The 18,694-nt window shown below is 65.6% G+C and carries 15 protein-coding genes; 9 read left to right on the plus strand and 6 right to left on the minus strand.

Annotated elements, in window-relative coordinates; translation table 11 throughout:
• Positions 1-9 precede the first annotated feature (9 nt).
• The 5 genes from KUW17_RS20440 to KUW17_RS20460 all read left to right on the plus strand — a co-directional run bounded on the left by KUW17_RS20440 (position 10) and on the right by KUW17_RS20460 (position 6,911).
• Positions 10-2,172 (plus strand): indolepyruvate ferredoxin oxidoreductase subunit alpha, encoded by a 2,163-nt coding sequence (locus tag KUW17_RS20440; RefSeq protein WP_222482160.1) that lies wholly within the window; start codon positions 10-12, stop codon positions 2,170-2,172.
• A complete protein-coding gene (locus KUW17_RS20445) occupies positions 2,172-3,713 on the plus strand; it encodes an indolepyruvate oxidoreductase subunit beta family protein (RefSeq protein WP_222482161.1) in 1,542 nt (513 codons plus the stop codon). The genes KUW17_RS20440 and KUW17_RS20445 overlap by 1 nt, the downstream gene beginning before the upstream one ends.
• 360 nt (positions 3,714-4,073) lie before the next feature.
• The gene (gene dctP, locus KUW17_RS20450; RefSeq protein WP_222482162.1) at positions 4,074-5,042 is read left to right on the plus strand and encodes a TRAP transporter substrate-binding protein DctP; all 969 of its coding nucleotides are present in this window, start codon (positions 4,074-4,076) and stop codon (positions 5,040-5,042) included.
• 40 nt (positions 5,043-5,082) lie between these two features.
• Positions 5,083-5,583: a TRAP transporter small permease gene (locus tag KUW17_RS20455; protein WP_222482163.1), complete on the plus strand. Its 501-nt coding sequence runs from the start codon at positions 5,083-5,085 to the stop codon at positions 5,581-5,583.
• Positions 5,584-5,594: 11 nt separating this feature from the next.
• Positions 5,595-6,911: a TRAP transporter large permease subunit gene (locus KUW17_RS20460; protein ID WP_222482164.1), complete on the plus strand. Its 1,317-nt coding sequence runs from the start codon at positions 5,595-5,597 to the stop codon at positions 6,909-6,911.
• A gap of 110 nt (positions 6,912-7,021) precedes the next feature.
• Here KUW17_RS20460 and KUW17_RS20465 read toward each other — a convergent pair whose 3' ends face one another.
• From KUW17_RS20465 to KUW17_RS20490, 6 genes are all read right to left on the minus strand, one after another.
• Positions 7,022-7,711 (minus strand): ABC transporter ATP-binding protein, encoded by a 690-nt coding sequence (locus KUW17_RS20465; protein WP_222482165.1) that lies wholly within the window; start codon positions 7,709-7,711, stop codon positions 7,022-7,024.
• The gene (locus KUW17_RS20470) at positions 7,708-8,463 is read right to left on the minus strand and encodes an ABC transporter ATP-binding protein (RefSeq protein WP_222482166.1); all 756 of its coding nucleotides are present in this window, start codon (positions 8,461-8,463) and stop codon (positions 7,708-7,710) included. Before KUW17_RS20470 ends, KUW17_RS20465 begins: the two co-directional genes overlap by 4 nt.
• Positions 8,456-9,445: a branched-chain amino acid ABC transporter permease gene (locus tag KUW17_RS20475; RefSeq protein WP_409996787.1), complete on the minus strand. Its 990-nt coding sequence runs from the start codon at positions 9,443-9,445 to the stop codon at positions 8,456-8,458. The genes KUW17_RS20470 and KUW17_RS20475 overlap by 8 nt, the downstream gene beginning before the upstream one ends.
• Positions 9,442-10,362: a branched-chain amino acid ABC transporter permease gene (locus KUW17_RS20480; RefSeq protein ID WP_222482167.1), complete on the minus strand. Its 921-nt coding sequence runs from the start codon at positions 10,360-10,362 to the stop codon at positions 9,442-9,444. Before KUW17_RS20480 ends, KUW17_RS20475 begins: the two co-directional genes overlap by 4 nt.
• A gap of 68 nt (positions 10,363-10,430) precedes the next feature.
• On the minus strand, positions 10,431-11,567 hold the full coding sequence (locus KUW17_RS20485) for an ABC transporter substrate-binding protein (protein WP_222482168.1): 1,137 nt from the start codon (positions 11,565-11,567) through the stop codon (positions 10,431-10,433).
• A gap of 326 nt (positions 11,568-11,893) precedes the next feature.
• Positions 11,894-12,781, minus strand: coding sequence for a LysR family transcriptional regulator (locus tag KUW17_RS20490; protein WP_222482169.1), 888 nt, complete (start codon positions 12,779-12,781; stop codon positions 11,894-11,896).
• A 141-nt stretch (positions 12,782-12,922) separates the two neighbouring features.
• Here KUW17_RS20490 and KUW17_RS20495 point away from each other — a divergent pair, with 141 nt between their 5' ends.
• The 4 genes from KUW17_RS20495 to KUW17_RS20510 all read left to right on the plus strand — a co-directional run bounded on the left by KUW17_RS20495 (position 12,923) and on the right by KUW17_RS20510 (position 18,694).
• Positions 12,923-13,543, plus strand: coding sequence for a glutathione S-transferase family protein (locus tag KUW17_RS20495; RefSeq protein WP_222482170.1), 621 nt, complete (start codon positions 12,923-12,925; stop codon positions 13,541-13,543).
• 59 nt (positions 13,544-13,602) lie between these two features.
• Positions 13,603-14,589 (plus strand): pyridoxamine 5'-phosphate oxidase family protein, encoded by a 987-nt coding sequence (locus KUW17_RS20500; RefSeq protein WP_222482171.1) that lies wholly within the window; start codon positions 13,603-13,605, stop codon positions 14,587-14,589.
• Positions 14,590-14,727: 138 nt separating this feature from the next.
• The gene (locus KUW17_RS20505) at positions 14,728-17,133 is read left to right on the plus strand and encodes an FAD-dependent oxidoreductase (protein ID WP_222482172.1); all 2,406 of its coding nucleotides are present in this window, start codon (positions 14,728-14,730) and stop codon (positions 17,131-17,133) included.
• 4 nt (positions 17,134-17,137) lie between these two features.
• On the plus strand, positions 17,138-18,694 hold the full coding sequence (locus KUW17_RS20510; RefSeq protein ID WP_222482173.1) for a trimethylamine methyltransferase family protein: 1,557 nt from the start codon (positions 17,138-17,140) through the stop codon (positions 18,692-18,694).

The raw sequence follows: 18,694 nt of genomic DNA on the forward strand, positions 1-18,694 counted from the left end.
GAGGCGCCGATGGCCGAAAGATCATTCAAGGCTGAGGTCGAGCATCTGCGGAAGGGTGCGGGCAGCACCTTCACCGGCGAGGGCATTCTGGCCATCACCAAGGCGCTTCTGGAAAACGGTGTCGGCTACGTCGGCGGCTATCAGGGGGCGCCGATCTCGCATCTGATGGATGTGCTGGCCGATGCCGAGGACCTGCTGGGTGAACTCGGCGTGCGGTTCGAGGCCAATGCCTCCGAAGCGGCCGCCGCAGCGATGCTGGCCGCCTCGGTCCATTATCCGATCCGCGGCGCGGTCACCTTCAAGGGCTCGGTCGGGGTCAACGTCGCCTCCGACGCGCTTGCCAACCTGGCCTCCTCGGGCGTCAATGGCGGCGCCATCATCATCGTCGGCGAAGATTACGGCGAAGGCTCCTCGATCATGCAGGAGCGGTCCTATGCCTTTGCGATGAAATCGCAATTCTGGCTGCTCGACCCGCGCCCGAACCTGCCCTCCATCGTCAAGTCGGTTGGCGACAGCTTTGCGCTGTCGGAGGCCTCGCACACGCCGGTGATGCTGATGGTGCGGATCCGTTCCTGCCATGTGACAGGCAGCTTCGCGTGCCGCGACAACCAGCGCCCGCCGCTGACCGTGCGACAGGCGCTGGCGAACCCGCAGCGCGATTTCAGCCGCGTGGTGCTGCCGCCGATGTCGTATCAGCACGAGCATGACAAGATCGAAAACCGCTGGCCCGCGGCGGAGAAATTCATCCTGGAGCAGGGGCTGAACGAACGCTTCGGCCCGCTGGAGGGCAAGGCCGGGCTGATCTGCCTGGGCGGCATGTACAACAGCGTGATCCGCGCCCTGCAGCGGCTGGGCCTCGCCGATGTCAGCGGCAACACCGATGTGCCGCTTTATGTGATGAACGTGGCCTACCCGCTGGTGCAAAGCGATCTCCTGGATTTCTGCGAGGGCAAGGAGGCGGTGCTGATGATCGAGGAGGGCCAGCCCGAGTTCATCGAGCAGCAGCTTGGCGCCATGCTGTTCAAGGCGGGCAGCCGCACCAGGCTGGAGGGCAAGGGCATCTTTCCCAAGGCCGGCGAATACACCGGCCAGGTGATGCTGGACGGGCTGGACGGCTTCTTCCGCAAATACGCCGCCCACCTGCTGCCCGACCAGGTGCGGGCGCCGAATGTGCCGCGCCCCGAAATCCCGGACCTCAGCCAGACCGTGCCGATCCGCCCGCCGGGGTTCTGCACCGGCTGCCCGGAGCGGCCGATCTTTGCCTCGATGAAGCTGGTCGAGCAGGAACTGGGCAAGCATCAGATATCCGCCGATATCGGCTGCCACCTGTTTGCCGCGCTGCCGCCGTTTGAAATCGGCGGGCAGACGATGGGCTACGGGCTGGGTCCCGCCTCGAACGCGGCCTTCGACGGCGGCGGCGACAAGCGCGCAATCTCGATCATCGGCGACGGCGGCTTCTGGCACAACGGCCTCAGCAGCTCGATCGGCAACATGGTGTTCAACAAATCCGACAGCGTCGCGATCATTGTCGATAACTACTATTCGGCGGCGACTGGCGGACAGGACATCCCGTCGAGCCGGGCAATGAACGCCACCAAATCCACCAACAACCCGATCACCAAGGCGCTGGAAGGCGCCGGCGTCAAATGGATCCGGCACATCGACCGCACCTATGACGTCCCCAGGATGCGCGCGGTCATCCGCGAGGCGCTGACCACCAGTTACGGCGGCCCCAAGGTGATCGTCGCCTCCTCGGAATGCATGCTGAACCGGCAGCGCCGCGAAAAGCCGCTCCGCAGCCAAGCGGTGAAGGACGGGGCGCGGGTGGAAATCCCCCGCTTCGGCGTCGATGAGGACGTCTGCACCGGCGATCACGCCTGCATCCGGCTGTCGGGCTGCCCCTCCCTGTCGCTGAAGAAGCTGGATGATCCGCTGCGCGACGATCCGGTGGCCCATATCGACCAGTCCTGCGTCGGCTGCGGCAACTGCGGCGAGGTGGCGGATGCAGCGATCCTCTGCCCCTCCTTCTTTGAGGCCCGCGTTGTGCATAACCCGGGCGGGTTTGAACGCTGGGCGGCCAGTGTCCGCCGCCGCCTGATTTCCTGGCTGCAGGCCCGCCGCGCGGCGCGGCGCCTCAGTTTTACCGGCGCAGCACCCCAGGAGACTGCCTGATGTCCATCGAACTTCCAGTCACCGCAGGGGGCAAACACCTCGGCCAGGACAGCGTTATCAAGATCGCCATTCTCGCAGTCGGAGGCCAGGGCGGCGGGGTGCTGACCAACTGGATCGAGTCCCTGGCCCGCAGCCAGGGCTACAGCGCCCAGGCCACATCGGTGGCCGGCGTGGCGCAGCGCACAGGCGCCACCATCTACTATGTCGAAATGGCGCCAGGCGATGTGCCGCATCCTGTGTTCTCGCTGGCGCCGGCCCAGGGCGACGTGGACATCATGATCGCTGCCGAGATGATGGAAGCGGGCCGCGCCATCATGCGCGGCTTCGTGACCCCGGACCGCACCACGCTGATCGCCTCGACCCACCGGGCGCTGGCAGTTTCTGAGAAGATGGTGCCCGGGGATGGCATGGCGGACGCGGATGAGGTGCGCGCCGCCGCGGAGACCGCAGCAAAAAAGCTGGTGATGGCGGACATGGAAAGCGCTGCGGCGCAGTCGGGGTCAGTGATCTCCGCCTCGCTGTTCGGCGCCCTGGCAGGCTCAGGCGCCCTGCCCTTCCCGCGCGCGGCGTTTGAGGACGCGGTCCGTGCAAGCGGCAAGGGGGTCGAGGCCAGTCTTCGGGCCTTTGCCGCCGGGTTCGACCTGGCACAGCACGGCGAACGGCCGCAGCCCGCCCCAGCCGCAGAAGCACCGGCCGCGCCTGCCGGCCCGGACAAGGTATTGCGCGCCTGGGGCGATCTGATGGAACGGGTGTCCAAGTTCCCGGCCAGGGTCCAGGACATGGCTGTGCCGGGGCTGCGCAGGGTGGTGGACTTTCAGGACACGGCCTACGGGGCCGAATATCTGGCCCGGTTACAGAATGTGCTGGACCGCGACAGCGCCGACAAAGGGTATGAGCTGTCCCGCGAGGCGGCGAAATACGTCGCCGTTGCAATGGCTTATGATGACGTGATCCGGGTGGCGGATCTCAAGACCCGCAGCAGCCGCCTTGGCCGCATCGAGCAGCAGATGGGGTCGCAGGGCAAATTGATGACGCTCACCGACTACCTGCATCCCCGCGCCGATGAGATCGCGGGCCTGCTCCCCGCCCGCCTGGGCGCGCGGGTGGAAAACAGCCCGAAATGGATGGCCCGTCTCGACCGGCTGTTCAGCAACGGCCGCCGCATCCGGACGGACGGTTTACGCGGGTTTGTGCTGCTCTTTGTTCTCGGCGGTATGCGCAGCTGGCGCCGCCGCAGCCTGCGCCACGCGCAAGAGCAGGCGCATCTGGACACATGGCTGGCCGCAGCGCTCGGCCACCTGCCGCAGAGCTATGGCATGGCGGTTGAGGTGATCCGCTGCCGCCGCCTGATCAAGGGCTATTCGGACACGCACGCCCGCGGCCTTTCCAAATTCGACAAGGTGATGCAGGGCGCCCGTATGGTGGCAGCCCGCGAAGACGGCCCGCAGTGGGTGGTCCGACTGCGCGAGGCCGCTCTGCAGGACGAAAAGGGAGAGGCTCTGGACGGCGCGCTCAAGACCATCCAGAGCTTCACCGCCTGACCGCCCCAGCCGCCCCGCTGAACCTGTTTCCGCGGCACGCTGCGGCGTCCGTTATCAGCCCTGCGCAAGCTGCACCGGGCAGCGCTGAGACGTGAGCGCAACAAGCTCAGGCAAGCGTCTGGCCCGCCCTCCGCAAGCCGTCCGATGGTGGGGAAAACCCGAATCACCCGGCCCGCCAGCCGCTCAAAACAGCAGCGCTTGAAACTTTTTTATGCGTTTGCATATAAACTTACTTGAAGCCTAAAACTTCGTGCTTGAAGGTGAAACGACCTGAACCTAGGCTTTTTCTCAGGTGTCCGGAAAAACAAGGGACTGCAAACCACCCGGTCCGGACGCCGCCACACATCCAGGGAGAACAACATGACCATTCGCACGATTGCCGCCGCCGCCCTTCTGGGGGCCGCTACGCTCACCGCCGCTTCAGCCCAGGCCGGGGAGGTCACGCTGAAGGCGGTGACCGCCTTTGCCACCGGGACAACTTTTTCCCGCGATTTCGAGGCTTTCGTTGACTGGGTGAACGAAAACGGCGTAGGCGTCGTGCAGATCGACCTGCTCGGCGGGCCTGAAGCTGTGCCGCCCTTTGAACTGGGCAATGCGGTGCAGGCGGGGATCGTGGACATCGCCAACAACACCACCGCCTACTATCCGAACCTGCTGCCCGCAGGCGATGCGCTGCACCTGGCGCAGAACACCATTCAGGACCAGCGCGCCAATGGCTGCTACGAGTTGATCGACCAGGTCCACCAGCACCAGATGGGTGTCAAATACCTCGCCCGGGTCGGCGATCACATGAATTATCATCTATATCTGACGAAGCCGCTGGAGGGGCCGGATCTGAGCGGCCTGACCATCCGCACCACACCGGTCTACCGCGCCATGTTCGAAAAACTGGGCGCCACACTGGTGCGCACGGCGCCGGGCGAAGTCTATACCGCGCTGGAGCGCGGCGCGATCGACGGCTACGGCTGGCCCAGCCAGGGGGTGCTGGACCTCGGCTGGCACGAGCAGACCGCCTACCGCGTTGACCCGGGCTTCTATCAGGTCGACGTGAACTTCCTGGTGAACCTCGACAGCTGGAACGGGCTCAGCGGCGAACAGCGCGCCCTGCTGGAGAAAGGCGCCGCCTGGATCGAGGCCCAGAACGCCGAAAACATCGCCCGCAACCAGGCCGAGGCCAAAGCCCAGGCCGAGGCCGGGATCAAGACCATCACACTGGACGGCGAGAACGGCAAACTGTGGAGCGCCACCGCGCAAACCGAAGGCTGGGGCGAAGTGATGAAGACAGACCCGCAGCTTGGCGAAAAGCTGCAGGCCTGCCTGCTGAAGTGATGGAACCGGGGCGGCCCGGCGCCGCCCCGCATTTCTGCCCATGAACCGTTTTGACCGCAGTTTCGGCGCGCTGCTCACCGGCCTGGCCGGGCTCAGCGCAGCCATCCTCGCCGCCATTACCCTGGTGATCCCGCTCAATGTTCTGATGCGCAACCTCGGCCTGCCGGTAATCTACGGCGCGCTCGACGCCATTGAATACGGGCTGATGGCGGCGGCCTTCCTCGGCGCCCCCTGGGTGCTGCGCCTGAATGCCCATGTGCAGGTGGATCTGATCACCCAGGGGCTGCCGCCGCGCGCCCGCCGCCGGGTTGCCCTGGCGGCCTGCCTTTTGGGTGCCGCCACCTGCGCTGCCCTCGGATGGGCCGGCGCGCAGGCGCTGATGCAATCCCTTGCCCGCGGATCCATGGTGCGCACCGCCTTCACCTTCCCGGAATGGTGGACCCTTTCCGTGCTGCCGCTGTCGATGGCGCTGTGCACGTTTGAATTTCTGCTCAGGATTTTCCGCCCCGCCGCGGATGATGCGCCGCTCACCGGCCTTTGAAAGGACCGCCCATGGACTGGATTCTCACCCTTTCGCTGATGCTCGGCGGCCTGGCGGCGCTGCTGCTGATCGGCCTGCCGGTGGCCTTTGCCTTCATTACCATCACCATGATCGGCGCCTATGAGGTGCTGGGCGGCGACCGCGGCCTGCTGCAGCTGGCGCGCAACGCAACCCAGTCGGTGGCCAATTTCCAGATGGCGCCGATCCCCCTGTTCATCCTGATGGGGGAAATCCTGTTCCAGACCGGCATCGCCCACCGCGCCATCGACGCAATCGAGCGGGTGGTCACCCGGGTGCCCGGGCGGCTTTCGGTGGTTACCGTGTTCGGTGGCACCATCTTTGCCGCCCTGTCCGGATCGACCATCGCCAATACCGCCATGCTGGGATCCACCCTGATGCCCGGGATGCTGCAGCGGGGCTATCACCCAACCATGGCGATGGGGCCGATCATGGCTTCGGGCGCCATCGCCATGCTGATCCCGCCGTCAGCGCTGGCGGTGCTGGTCGGCAGCCTTGCCGGGATTTCCATCGCCGGGCTGCTGGTGGCAGGCGTCATGCCCGCCCTGCTGCTGGCGGCGGCCTTTGTGATCTATATCGTGGCCCGCAGCCTGCTTGACCCCAAGGCCGCGCCGCCCGACGATCTGCCGCAAATGACCCTGGGGGAACGCTGGCGCCCCTTCCTGATCTATGTGGCGCCGCTGTCGGTGCTGTTCGCGGTGGTGATCGGCAGCCTGCTGCTGGGCTTTGCCACCCCAACCGAATCCGCGGCGCTCGGCTGCCTGGCCGCGCTTGGCACCGGAGCGGCCTACCGTTCACTGTCGCTGGACAAGATCGGCAAGGCACTGATGGAAACCGTGAAGCTGTCGGTGATGATCCTGTTCATCATGGCCGCCAGCCAGACCTTTGCCCAGGTGCTGTCCTTCAGCGGCGCCACCAACGGGCTGATCAAGGCAATCAACGCGGTGGACCCGACCCCCACCATGGTGCTGGCCGGCATGATCGTGATCCTGCTGCTGCTCGGCTGCTTCGTCGATCAGGTCTCGATGCTGATGGTAACGGTGCCGGTGTTTGTGCCGCTGGCGGCACAGATGGGGATCAACGAGCTGGTGCTGGGCGTGGTCTATCTGCTGACCATGGAGATCGGCCTCCTGACCCCGCCCTTCGGGCTTTTGCTCTTTGTGATGCGCGGGGTCGCCCCCGAGGGCATCGGGATGAAGCACATCTATGCAGCGGTCACCCCTTTCCTGCTGATCAAGCTGGCGGTGCTGGTGCTGGTTGTCTGGCAGCCCGCCGTGGGCACCTGGCTGCCGGGGCTGATGGCGAAATGAGTGCCGGCCTGCAGGCCGGGACGCATCTTAAGCCTCCTGGCTTTCTGCGTGCCGGCCTGCAGCGCCAGACCATTCATCCCCCGCCAGGCTAGGAAGGCTGCAGCCGCGGCCTAGACCCCAAGGAACCGGTCCGCGACTTCCGCAGGCAGCTCTGCAATCCGGCCCTCCCAGGCGTTGCTGCCCTTGTTCAGGATCACCGCACGGTCGGCGATGGCCGAAAGCTCCTTCAGCGATTTGTCGACCACCAGGATCGACAGCCCCGCCTCGCGTTTCAGCCGGGCAATCGCTGCCCAGATTTCCTGCCGCACCACCGGCGCCAGCCCTTCGGTCGCCTCGTCCAGAATAAGCAGCCGCGGGTTGGTCATCAGGGCACGGCCGATGGTCAGCATCTGCTGCTCGCCGCCCGACAGCGACCCGGCGGCCTGCGTCCGCCGCTCTTCCAGCCGGGGGAACAGTTCTGCCACCTTGGCCATATCCCAGGGGCCGGGGCGGGCCGCGGCGGTCAGGTTTTCCTCCACCGTCAGCGGCGCAAAGCAGCGCCGCCCCTCGGGCACCAGACCGACCCCCAGCCGCGCAATCTTGTGCGACGGCAGCTGGCGCAGGTCGTGGCCGTCGAACCGCAACTCCCCCTTGGAGGCCGCCAGCATCCCGCAGATCGTCTTGATGGTGGTGGATTTGCCCATGCCGTTGCGGCCCATCAGCGCCACCACCTCGCCCTCGCCGATCTCCAGGCTGACGCCGAACAGCGCTTGCGCCGGTCCGTACGACGCCTCAACCCCTTGCAATGACAGCAGGCTCATGCGGCGTCCTCCTCTCCCAGATAGGCGCGGCGCACCTCGGCGTTGGCGCGGATGTCATCCGCGGTGCCGGTGGCAATGATCTGGCCGTAGACCAGCACGCTGATCCGGTCCGCCAGGGCAAAGACCGCGTCCATGTCGTGTTCCACCAGCAGGATCGGCGCCTCTTGCCGAAGCCCGTCGAGGAAACCGGTCAGCGCCTTGGACCCGGCAGTGCCAAGCCCCGCCATCGGCTCATCCATCAGGAACAGCTTCGGCTTCAGCGTCAGCGCCACCGCCACCTCCAGCTGGCGGCGCTGGCCGTGCGACAGATCCGCGGTGCGGCGGTTTGCGTCCTGTGTCAGGCCGACCCGCTCCAATGCGGTGCGGGCGGTCTCCAGCAACTCCGCGTCCTTCATCACGTTGCGGAAAAAATGGAACGGGCGGCCCCGCCCGCCAAGCGCCCCCAGCACCGCGTTTTGCAGGACCGTGTATTCCATCGCCAGCGCAGAAATTTGGAACGTCCGCCCCAGCCCCATCCGGGCCCGCGCCACCGTGTCCAGCGCGGTCACATCCTGCCCCAGCAGCTCCACCGTGCCGCTGTCCGGCACCAGGTTGCCTGCAATCTGCTTGATCAGGGTGGACTTGCCCGCGCCATTGGGACCGATCAGCGCGTGGATTTCACCCGGCCGCAGGTCCAGCGAGACGTCGCGGCTTGCCTGCAATGCGCCAAAGCTCTTGTTCAGGGCTTGTGTTTTCAGGACCACATCAGCCATGCGCCTTCTCCCGTCCTGCAATGGCCCCGATCAGCCCGCCGCGGGCAAACAGCACGATGAGCAGCAGCAGCACGCCAAGGAAGATCTGCCAGTAATCGCTGATCCCGCCCAGCAGATGCTCCAGCAGGATATAGAGCGCGGCACCGGCCACCGGGCCATAGAGCCGCCCCACCCCGCCGAGGATCACAAAGATCATGATCTCGCCGCTGGTGTGCCAGCTGAGCATGGTCGGGCTGACGAACCGGTTCAGATCGGCAAACAAGGCCCCCGCCAGCCCGGTGATGGCGCCGGAAATCACAAAGGCCGTCAGCCGCAGGGTAAACGGCGTAAGGCCCACCGCCTGCACCCGGTCCTCATTCTGCCGCGCCGCCGCCAGTGCCAGCCCGAAAGGTGAGCGCGCCAGCCGCGCCGCGAAAACCAGCGCCAGGCAGAGGATGACATAGGCAATGGCAAAGAACTGGATCGGATCCAGCGTGTTGAGGCCGGGAAATTCATTGCGCACCCAGATCGACAGCCCGTCCTCGCCGCCATAGGCACTCCAGCTGATCGCGAAGTAGTAAAGCATCTGCCCAAAGGCGAGGGTGATCATGATGAAATAGACACCCGAGGTGCGCAAGGACAGCGCGCCGATCACCAGCGCGGCACAAGCGCTGAAAACAACCGCCACCAGCCAGATCAGCGGCATCTGGTTGCTGCCCTCAAACAGGAACGGCCATTCGAACAGCGGCTCATAGTTCTGGGCATGGGCGGCCAGAATGCCCATGGCATAGCCGCCGATCCCGAAAAACGCCGCATGGCCCAGGCTGATCAGCCCGCCAAGGCCGAGGGCGATGTTCAGCCCCACCCCGGCCAGCGCCAGAATCGCCGCCTTGGTCGCCAGCGTGATGATAAAGGGCTCGTCCAGGCTCCAGGCCGCCAGCGGTACGATCAGCAGCGCCGCAATCATCGCCCAGTTGAGAAGGCTTTCACGGGTCAGCATCATGCGCTCCCTCCATACAGGCCAGAGGGGCGCACCAAGAGGATTGCCGCCATCAGAATGTAGATCAGCATCGAGGCCAGCGACGCCCCGGCAGAGGCCGCGCTGGCCGGGTCCATGAACAGCGCAAACAGCTGCGGCAGGAACACACCGCCCAGCGTGTCGGTCATCCCCACCAGAAGCGCACCCGCCAGGGCCCCCTTGATGGAACCGATACCGCCAATGACAATCACCACAAAGGCCAGGATCAGCACCGGCTCGCCCATGCCGACCTGCACCGACTGGATCGCGCCGACCAGCGCGCCGGCCAGCCCGGCCAGCGCCGCGCCAAGGGCAAAGACCAGCGTGTAGAGCTTGGAAATATCGACGCCAAGCGCGGCAATCATCTCGCGGTCGGCCTCGCCTGCGCGGATCTGGATGCCGATGCGGGTGCGGGCAATCAGCAGGAACAGCCCGGCGGCGATTGCCAATCCGATCAGGATGATGGTCAGCCGGTACAGCGGGTATTCGATGCCGCCCGGCAGGCTCACCGGTCCCGACAGATAAGACGGCACGTCCAGAAACAGCGGGAAGGAGCCGAACAGCCAGCGGGTGCCTTCGGAAAAAATCAGGATCAGCGCAAAGGTCGCCAGCACCTGGTCCAGGTGGTCGCGCCGGTAGAGGCGCCGGATCACCACCAGCTCCATCAGCGCGCCCGCGGCGGCAGCGGCGGCCAGGCTTGCGATCAGCGCCAGCAGGAACGATCCGGTCCAGCCCGCCACTGCGGCAGCTGCAAAGGCGCCCACCATATAGAGCGAGCCGTGGGCCAGGTTGATCAGCCCCATCACCCCGAACACCAGCGTCAGGCCAGCCGCCATCAGGAACAGCATGATGCCAAGCTGCAGCCCGTTCAGGATCTGCTCCAGAACTAGAATATACGTCATTTGATTTTCCGAAGGGGAAGTCTTGCCGTGTGCGGGGGCGCCTCAGACGCCCCCGCCCGAGTCAGGTCTTACATCTTGCACTCGCCCGCATAGGCGTCGGCGTGATCGCTCAGCCCGGTGGCGATGATCTTGTTGGTGAAGACGTCGCCTTCCTTGATCACTTCACGGACATAGATGTCCTGGATCGGGTGGTGGTTGTCACCGAATTTGAAATCGCCGCGGACCGATGCGAACTCTGCCGCTTTCAGCGCCGCGCGGAAGGCATCCGCGTCCGAAGCCTCAGACTTGTCCAGCGCGCTCAGGATCAGGTTGGCGGTGTCGAACCCCTGGCTTGCATACAGCGACGGCAGGCGGCCGTATTTCTCCTGGAAAGAGGCGACAAAGGCGGCGTTGGCCTCATTGTCGATGTCCTTGTTCCACTGCGAGGTGTTCTTCACCCCCAGCGCCGCGTCGCCCACCGCCTGCAGGATGCCCTGGTCAAACGAGAACGCAGGACCAACAACCGGCAGGTCCACGCCGCTGCCCGCATATTGCTTGAGGAAGGAAATCCCCATGCCGCCGGGCAGGAAGAAATAGACCGAGTCGGCGCCCGAGGCGCGGATCTGCGCGATTTCGGCGGCATAGTCGGTCTGGCCCAGCTTGGTGTAGATCTCACCGGCCAGCTCGCCGCCGTACATCCGCTTGTAGCCGGTCAGCGCGTCCTTGCCCGCCGGGTAGTTCGGCGCCAGGATGAAGCTGTTCTTCAGCCCCGCCTCGTTGGCATAGGCGCCCGCGGCCTCATGCAGGTTGTCGTTCTGCCAGGCGACGTTGAAATAATTCGGATGGCAGCGCTTGCCCGCCAGCGCCGAGGGGCCGGCGTTCGGGGACAGGTAGAACACGCCCTGCGCGGTTGCTGCAGGCACTACCGCCATCGCCAGGTTCGACCAGATGATACCGGTCATGACGTCGACTTTCTCGGATTGGATCATCCGGTCGGCGATCTGCACCGCCACGTCGGGTTTGCGCTGATCGTCCTCGATCACTACCTCGACACCCTCGCGGCCGTCCTGTTCGATCGCCAGCATGAAGCCGTCGCGCACATCCACGCCCAGCCCCGCGCCGCCGCCGGACAGGGTGGTGATCATGCCGATCTTGGTGTCGGCCTGGGCCGCAGCCGCCAGCGCCGGAACCGCCGCTGCCATGGCGAGCATCCGAATGGTCTTCATTACGTCTTTCCTCCCAGAATAGGCCCCGGCCCGAAGCCGGGGTTCTTGATCAAATGCTTGCGACTTTAACGCCGCCCCGGCAGAAGCCAAGACCCGCCGCAGCCCGCATCTCCCCGGCTGATCTCGCGCCAGCCCTCAGGACAAGCCTACGCAGGCTTGAACATATATTTCAAGCATAAAATAAATAGGGCAATATTGTTGCCCCAATTGGGCCTGCGCCTTTCCAGCGGCGGCATGCAAGGATGCGAGGGGCCGGCCCCTCGCGCTCCCCGGAGTATTTGGGGGAAGATGAAACAGCGCCTTGAACCCCTGCCTGCGGCGCCGGGTCAGCCCGGCCCGAAACAGCCCGCCAGATGGCCGATCAGCGCCCGGATACGCGCCGTCAGATGACGGCTGGACGGATAGACGGCATACAGCGTCGAGGGATCGGTTTCCTGTTTTTCGAAAAGCACTTGCAGCCTGCCGTCGCGCAGAAACGGCAGCGCGGTGTAATGCGGGCAGCGGGCAATGCCGAGGCCGCTGGCGGCCATATGCGCCACCGCCCGGGGCGAGTTGGCCCGGAAGCTGCCGCCGACGGATACCGTCCTCAGCGCACCGCCCTTGCCAAAGGCCCATGCGTCCGGCTGCGGCGAAGTCATCTGCAGCAGGCAGTTGTGGGTGGCCAGCGCCTCCGGCTCCGCCGGTTCGCCCTGTGCCGCCAGATAGCCGGGCGAGGCCACCACCACCAGCCGCATATCGCAGAGCTTGCGGGCGACCAGCGTCGAATCCTTCAAGGCGCCGAACCGGACCGCCAGGTCAACCCCCTCCTCCAGCATCGGCAGGTGGCGGTCGGACAGCACCAGCTCTACCTCCACCTTGGGGTGCGCCTGCTGGAACGGCTGCAGCGCCTCCACCAGTTCGCGGCTGCCGAAACCGGTGGGCGCAGTGATGCGGATGGGGCCTGCCAGCTCCTGCTGGCGCAGCTGCACCACGTCCTCCAGCTCGTCGAACTGATCCAAGAGCGGCAGGCAGCGCTCCAGATAGGCGCGGCCGGTATCGGTCAGCGTCACCTTGCGGGTGGTGCGGTTCAAGAGCTGCGCGCCCAGCTGCTCCTCCAGCCGGGCGACATATTTGCTGGCCAGCTTGGTGCTGATCCCCAGCTGCCGGGCGCCGGAGGTAAAGGAGCTTTGCGCCGCCACGGCGGCAAAGGCGCGCATGCAGTCCAGCTTGTCCATCCCAGGGCCTCCGGCATCAGTTATGAACGACATGTACATAATCATTCCATGAATTGGAATATTATCGCCATGTACGGCACGGTGTATCTACCGGGTGTCTTCAGAAACCAGCGGCCCCTGCCGCAGCAAAGGACCCCAGACATGGCACATCAAATCCGCATCCACAGCTTCCCCCTCTCCGGCCACGCCCACCGGGTGGAGCTGTTCGCCAGCCTCACCGGCATCGCTCATGAGGTGGTGAACATCGACCTCGCCGCCGGTGAGCACAAAAAGCCGCCCTTCCTGGCGCTGAACCCCGCAGGCCAGGTGCCGGTGATAGAGGACGGCGAAGCAGTGATCAGCGATTCAAATGCCATCCTGGTTTACCTGGCCCGCAAATACGCGCCGTCCTGGCTGCCGTCCGACCCGGTTCTTGAGGCCGAGGTGCAAAAGTTTCTGACCCTGGCGGCCGGCGAGATCGCCTTCGGCCCGGCCGCGGCACGGCTGATCAACGTCTTCAACGCGCCGCTGGACGCAGAGTTTTGCGCCACCGTCGCGGCCCGCGTGCTGGGCAAGATCGACGACCACATGAATGGTCGCCGCTTCCTGGTTGGCGACACCCCCACCGTTGCCGACGTGGCTGCCTATTCCTACCTCGCCCACGCGCCGGAGGGCGGCATCTCGCTGGAGCCTTACCCCAACGTCCGCGCCCTGCTGGCGAATATCGAAGCCTTGAAAGGCTTCAAGCCGATGCCCGCAACCAAGGTTGGGCTGGCTGCCTGATCCCGCAGGCGGCGGTCCACCGGGCCGCCGCCGCATCGCTCCAGCTAAAGGAGGCTCCAATGCCCCATGACGCAGAAAGCCCCTCGCCCTTCCACGCGGGCGAACAGGAAATGCAGCGCCGCGCGGGCAAGCGCGACATGGCAGAGACCCTGGGCCGCCGGATGATCCGCCCCTTCATGCCTGAGGAGCACCGGGAATTCTTCGCCCAGCTGCCGTTCCTGGCCGCTGGTGCCGTGGACGCGGACGGCTGGCCCTGGGCCAGCCTGCTCAGCGGCCCGCCCGGCTTTGCCGTCTCGCCCGACCCGGAGCACCTGCAGATAGCGCTGAATAGAACGCCCGGGGATCCGGTCCATGCCGCCATCCGCGAGGGCGCACCGCTGGGTCTCCTGGGGATTGAGCTACACAGCCGCCGCCGCAACCGGCTGAACGGGCGGGTCGCTGCAGCAGGCCGCGATGGCTTCACCCTGCGGGTGGACCAGTCCTTTGGCAATTGCCCGCAGTATATCCAGGAGCGCGATCTGATCCCCGCCGATGACGTGCCCGCCGCGCGCCCGCAGACCTTTGCAGACCTGCCGCCGGAGCACAGCGCGCGGATCGCACAGGCCGATACGTTCTTTGTCGCCAGCCACATCGCCGCCGCCGAAGACCCGGAACGCGAAGGCGTCGATGTCTCCCACCGCGGCGGGCGGCCCGGCTTTGTCCGGGTGGCGGGCAAGACCCTCACCATCCCGGATTTTCGCGGCAACAACCACTTCAACACGCTGGGAAATTTCCTGCTGAACCCGCGCGCGGGCCTGGCCTTCCCGGACTTCGAAAGCGGCAGCCTTCTGCTGCTGACCGGCACGGTGGAGCTGCTGGAGGAGAACCACCCGGAGCTGGCAGGCTTTGACGGCGCGCAGCGCGGCTGGCAGGTCACCCTGAACAAGGGCCTGTGGCTGGAATCCGCCCTGCCCTGGCGGACCGGCCCCGGCGGGTTTGCCCCGCAAACCCTGCGCACGGGCACCTGGGCGGAAGCCGAGGCCCGCGCCGCAGCACCCGGCCCGTAACGCAGCCCGCGGCAAGCTCCCGCAAATTTCTCTGGACAAGACTGTCCAGGATCGCCGATGAATTGGACAGAAATGTCCAAAGCGAAGATTCGGGGCTGCTCCCCGAATGTTCCGCAGCGGCAGACAGGGAGCTAAGCCATGAAGTCGCACTATCGTGCCGTTGTCATCGGGGGCGGCGTTGTCGGCGCCTCCGTCCTCTATCACCTGGCGAAATTCGGCTGGACCGATGTCTGCCTGATCGAACGCTCGGTGCTGACAGCAGGATCCAGCTGGCACGCGGCGGGCGGCTTCCACGCATTGAACGCAGACCCCAACATCGCCTCGCTGCAGGCCTATACCATCGACCTCCTGTCCGAGATCGAACAGGAATCCGGCCAGTCCGTCGGCATGCATATGACCGGCGGCATGACGCTGGCGGGCACCCCGGACCGCTGGGAATGGCTGCAATCGGCCTACCGCACCTTCCAGTCCATCGGCATCGACGACTGCCGCCTGATCACCCCGCAGGAGGCAGGAGAGCTCTGCCCGATCATGTCCACCGAGGGCATCCTCGGCGGCATGTGGGCCGACCGCGAGGGCTATGTCGACACCACCGGCACCGTGCACGCCTATGCCGGGGCTGCCAAGAAGCGCGGCGCCGAGGTGATCGAGCACAACCGGGTGCTGGAACTGCACCAGGTGGAGGGCGGCTGGCAGGTCGTGACCGAAAAGGGCACCATCCACGCCGAACATGTGGTCAACGCCGCGGGCCTCTGGGCCAAGCAAGTGGGCCGGATGGCGGGCATTGAACTGCCGGTCTCACCGCTCAACCACCACTATCTGATTTCCGACACCATCCCCGCGCTGGAACAGCTCGATTTCGAGGTGCCGATGACCGTCGACCTCGAAGGCTTCACCTACATGCGGCAGGATCAGAAAGGCATTCTGCTCGGCATCTACGAGATCGACCACCAGCATTGGATGATGGACGGCGCGCCCTGGGAATACGGATTCGAGCTGCAGCAGGAAGACCCCGACCGGATTGAGCGCGAACTGACACTGGGGTTCGAACGCTACCCGGCACTGCAAACCACCGGCGTCAAGACCTGGGTCAACGGCGCCTTCACCTTTGCCCCGGACGGCAACCCGCTGGTCGGCCCGGTGCGCGGCAAGCCCGGCTATTGGTGCGCCTGCGGCGTGATGGCCGGTTTCCTGCAGGGCGGCGGCGTCGGCAAGTCGCTGGCCGAATGGATGATCCACGGTGAGCCGGAGGCGGATGTCTTCGGGATGGATGTGGCGCGTTTCGGCGACTACGCCCAGAACAAGCGGTTCATCAAGGAAACCACCGGCCAATTCTACACCCGCCGCTTCGTGATGACCTACCCGAATGAGCAGCTGCCCGCAGGCCGCCCGCTGAAAAAAGCACCCGCCTATGACGGCATGACAGCCGCAGGCTGCCGCTGGGGCGCCAGTTACGGGCTGGAGATCCCGCTCTATTTCGCCCCGTCGGAAGACTTCACCGAAACCCCGACCCTGAAACGCTCCAACGCCTTTGGCATTGTCGCAGAGGAATGCAAGGCAGTGCGCGAAGCCGTGGGGCTGCTGGATATCTCCGCCTTCTCCCGGTTCGAGGTCACCGGCGCCGGCGCCGAGGCTTGGCTCAACCGCATCATGGCCTCGAAACTGCCGAAACCGGGCCGCGCGAAGCTGGCGCCGATGCTGTCGCCAGAGGGCCGTCTCAAGGGCGACCTCACGGTCTTTAACTGGGGGGACGGCACCTGGTGGGTCATGGGCAGCTACTATCTGCGCGAATGGCACATGCGCTGGTTCCAGGACCACATGGGCGAGGACGCCGGGGTGCGCGACGTGACCGATGCGATAACCGGCTTCAGCCTCTCCGGACCGAATAGCCGTAAGGTGCTGGAAAAGCTGACGGACGGCCCCATCGCAGACCTGCCCTTCATGGGCTGCGGCACCTTCGACATCGGAATGCTGCGCCCCAAGGTGGGCCGCCTCTCGGTTGCGGGTGAGCTGGGCTTTGAACTCCATTGCTCGGCCGCCGAGCACATCACGCTGCGCGAAACCCTGCTGGAGGCCGGTGCGGACCTCGGCATCCGCGAGGTTGGCTTCAACGCGCTGCTGAGCCTGCGGCTGGAAAAAAGCTTTGGCATCTGGAGCGCTGAATTCACCCAAGGCTACACCGCGGCGCAGACCGGCATGGACCGCTGGATCGACTGGGACAAGGACTTCATCGGCCGCGCCGCCGCGCTCAAGGAACGCGACGCGGGAGGCCCGGCGCAGGTGGTTGTGACCTTGGAAGTGGCCGCCACCGATGCCGATGCCAGCGGCTACGAACCGGTCTGGCAGGGCGAAACCCGCGTCGGCTTTGTAACCTCCGGCGGCTATGGCCACACCACGGGCAAGTCGCTGGCGCTGGCAATGGTGGACCAGGCGGCAGCTGCGGAAGGCACCGAACTGACGGTTCATATTGTCGGGCAGGAGCGTGCCGCGCGGGTGATCGCAGCTTCCCCCTACGACCCATCCGGCAAAGCGATGAGAGGTTAAGGCCATGACCATCGAAAACGACAGCGCCGCCCGCGGACGCCGGCGGCGGGGGCGCGGGGGCGAAGCCGCCCCGGCCCCGCAGCGCACCACAAACTACCGCCAGCTGAAAAACCCCTTCCCGCTGATGGAGGTCTTCCCGGCGCATCAGATCGCGGACATGCATGAAACCGCGCTGAAGATGCTCGAGGAACTGGGCATGAAGGTGCTGCTGCCCGAGGCGCGCCGGAACTACGCCAAGGGCGGTGCGCGCGTCGATGAAGACACCGAAATGGTCTTTATCGGCCGTGACATGGTGGAGGCGGCGCTGGCAACAGCCCCCCGCTCGATCACCTGCCGGGCGGGCAGCCGTGAGCGCGACATCACGCTGGAACTGGGCAGCCTGGTGTTCCAGGCGGGTGCAGGCGCGCCAAATGCCACCGATCTGGAACGCGGCCGCCGCCCCGGCTCAGCCCGGGATTATTTGGAATATCTGCAGCTAACCCACCATTTTGACGTCTTCCACATGATCTCCCCCCAGGTGGAGCCGCAGGACGTTCCCATCCATCTGCGCCACTATTTCACCACCGAAGCGCAGATGACCCGGACCGACAAGTTCCCCTTCATCTTCTCGCGCGGCACGCCGCAGGTGATGGACTGCTTCGAGATGATCCGCGACTTCCGCGGGTTGTCTGACGCGGAATTCCGGTCTGAGCCGCGCTGCTACACCATCATCAACACCAACAGCCCGCGCACGCTGGACATTCCGATGGCGCAGGGCCTCATCGACTTTGCCCGCCACGGGCAGGTCTCGATCATCACGCCGTTCACCCTGATGGGAGCAATGGCGCCGATCACCGTCGCAGGCGCCATTACCCTCAGCCATGCGGAGGTGCTGGCCGCGCTCACTCTCACCCAGCTGGCCAATCCCGGCGCGCCAGTGTGCTACGGCACCTTCACCTCCAATGTCGACATGAAGTCCGGCGCGCCTGCATTCGGCACGCCCGCGCATTTCCAGGCCTCGCTGGCCGCAGGCCAGCTGGCGCGGCACCTCGGGCTTCCCTGGCGCTCAGCCGCAGGGTCCGCGTCAAACTGCAACGACGTGCAGGCGGCCAATGAAAACCAGATGGGGCTCTGGGGCTGCCTGATGGCAGGCGCCACCGTGATCATTCACTCGGCCGGCTGGCTCGAAGGCGGGCTTTCGGTTTCATACGAGAAACTGATCACCGACGCCGAAGTGCTGAACATGATTTCCGAACTTTGCGCAGGCGCCCAGGCAGGAACGGACGAAATCGGCTATGCAACCGCGCTGACACAGGTGGAGCCGCAGGGGCATTTCTTTGCCGCCCCCCAGACGATGGACCGCTACAACACGGAATTCTATGAGCCTGTGGTGCATGACTATGCCAACTTCGGCACCTGGACGGAACGCGGCGCCCTGGATGCCAGCCAGCGCGCCACCCGGGTCTGGAAGGAGATCCTCGCCCGTGATAACCGGCCCGCAACGGATGAAACCCGCGCTGAAGCGCTTAGACGCTTCATTGCCAAGCGCACCGCAGAAGGCGGCGCCCCGCCGGAGAGTTGA

The sequence above is a fragment of the Leisingera aquaemixtae genome (assembly GCF_019801145.1).
GTDB classification, from domain to species: Bacteria; Pseudomonadota; Alphaproteobacteria; order Rhodobacterales; family Rhodobacteraceae; genus Leisingera; species Leisingera aquaemixtae_A.

What these genes read in the sequence shown, in the direction of transcription:
- KUW17_RS20470 (WP_222482166.1), bottom strand. Translation starts at nt 8,463, where the DNA reads ATGGCTGATGTGGTCCTGAAAACACAAGCCCTGAACAAGAGCTTTGGC.
- KUW17_RS20495 (WP_222482170.1), top strand. Translation starts at nt 12,923, where the DNA reads ATGGCACATCAAATCCGCATCCACAGCTTCCCCCTCTCCGGCCACGCC.
- dctP (WP_222482162.1), top strand. Translation starts at nt 4,074, where the DNA reads ATGACCATTCGCACGATTGCCGCCGCCGCCCTTCTGGGGGCCGCTACG.
- KUW17_RS20505 (WP_222482172.1), top strand. Translation starts at nt 14,728, where the DNA reads ATGAAGTCGCACTATCGTGCCGTTGTCATCGGGGGCGGCGTTGTCGGC.
- KUW17_RS20500 (WP_222482171.1), top strand. Translation starts at nt 13,603, where the DNA reads ATGCCCCATGACGCAGAAAGCCCCTCGCCCTTCCACGCGGGCGAACAG.
- KUW17_RS20465 (WP_222482165.1), bottom strand. Translation starts at nt 7,711, where the DNA reads ATGAGCCTGCTGTCATTGCAAGGGGTTGAGGCGTCGTACGGACCGGCG.
- KUW17_RS20480 (WP_222482167.1), bottom strand. Translation starts at nt 10,362, where the DNA reads ATGACGTATATTCTAGTTCTGGAGCAGATCCTGAACGGGCTGCAGCTT.
- KUW17_RS20440 (WP_222482160.1), top strand. Translation starts at nt 10, where the DNA reads ATGGCCGAAAGATCATTCAAGGCTGAGGTCGAGCATCTGCGGAAGGGT.
- KUW17_RS20445 (WP_222482161.1), top strand. Translation starts at nt 2,172, where the DNA reads ATGTCCATCGAACTTCCAGTCACCGCAGGGGGCAAACACCTCGGCCAG.
- KUW17_RS20460 (WP_222482164.1), top strand. Translation starts at nt 5,595, where the DNA reads ATGGACTGGATTCTCACCCTTTCGCTGATGCTCGGCGGCCTGGCGGCG.
- KUW17_RS20490 (WP_222482169.1), bottom strand. Translation starts at nt 12,781, where the DNA reads ATGGACAAGCTGGACTGCATGCGCGCCTTTGCCGCCGTGGCGGCGCAA.
- KUW17_RS20475 (WP_409996787.1), bottom strand. Translation starts at nt 9,445, where the DNA reads ATGATGCTGACCCGTGAAAGCCTTCTCAACTGGGCGATGATTGCGGCG.
- KUW17_RS20485 (WP_222482168.1), bottom strand. Translation starts at nt 11,567, where the DNA reads ATGAAGACCATTCGGATGCTCGCCATGGCAGCGGCGGTTCCGGCGCTG.
- KUW17_RS20510 (WP_222482173.1), top strand. Translation starts at nt 17,138, where the DNA reads ATGACCATCGAAAACGACAGCGCCGCCCGCGGACGCCGGCGGCGGGGG.
- KUW17_RS20455 (WP_222482163.1), top strand. Translation starts at nt 5,083, where the DNA reads ATGAACCGTTTTGACCGCAGTTTCGGCGCGCTGCTCACCGGCCTGGCC.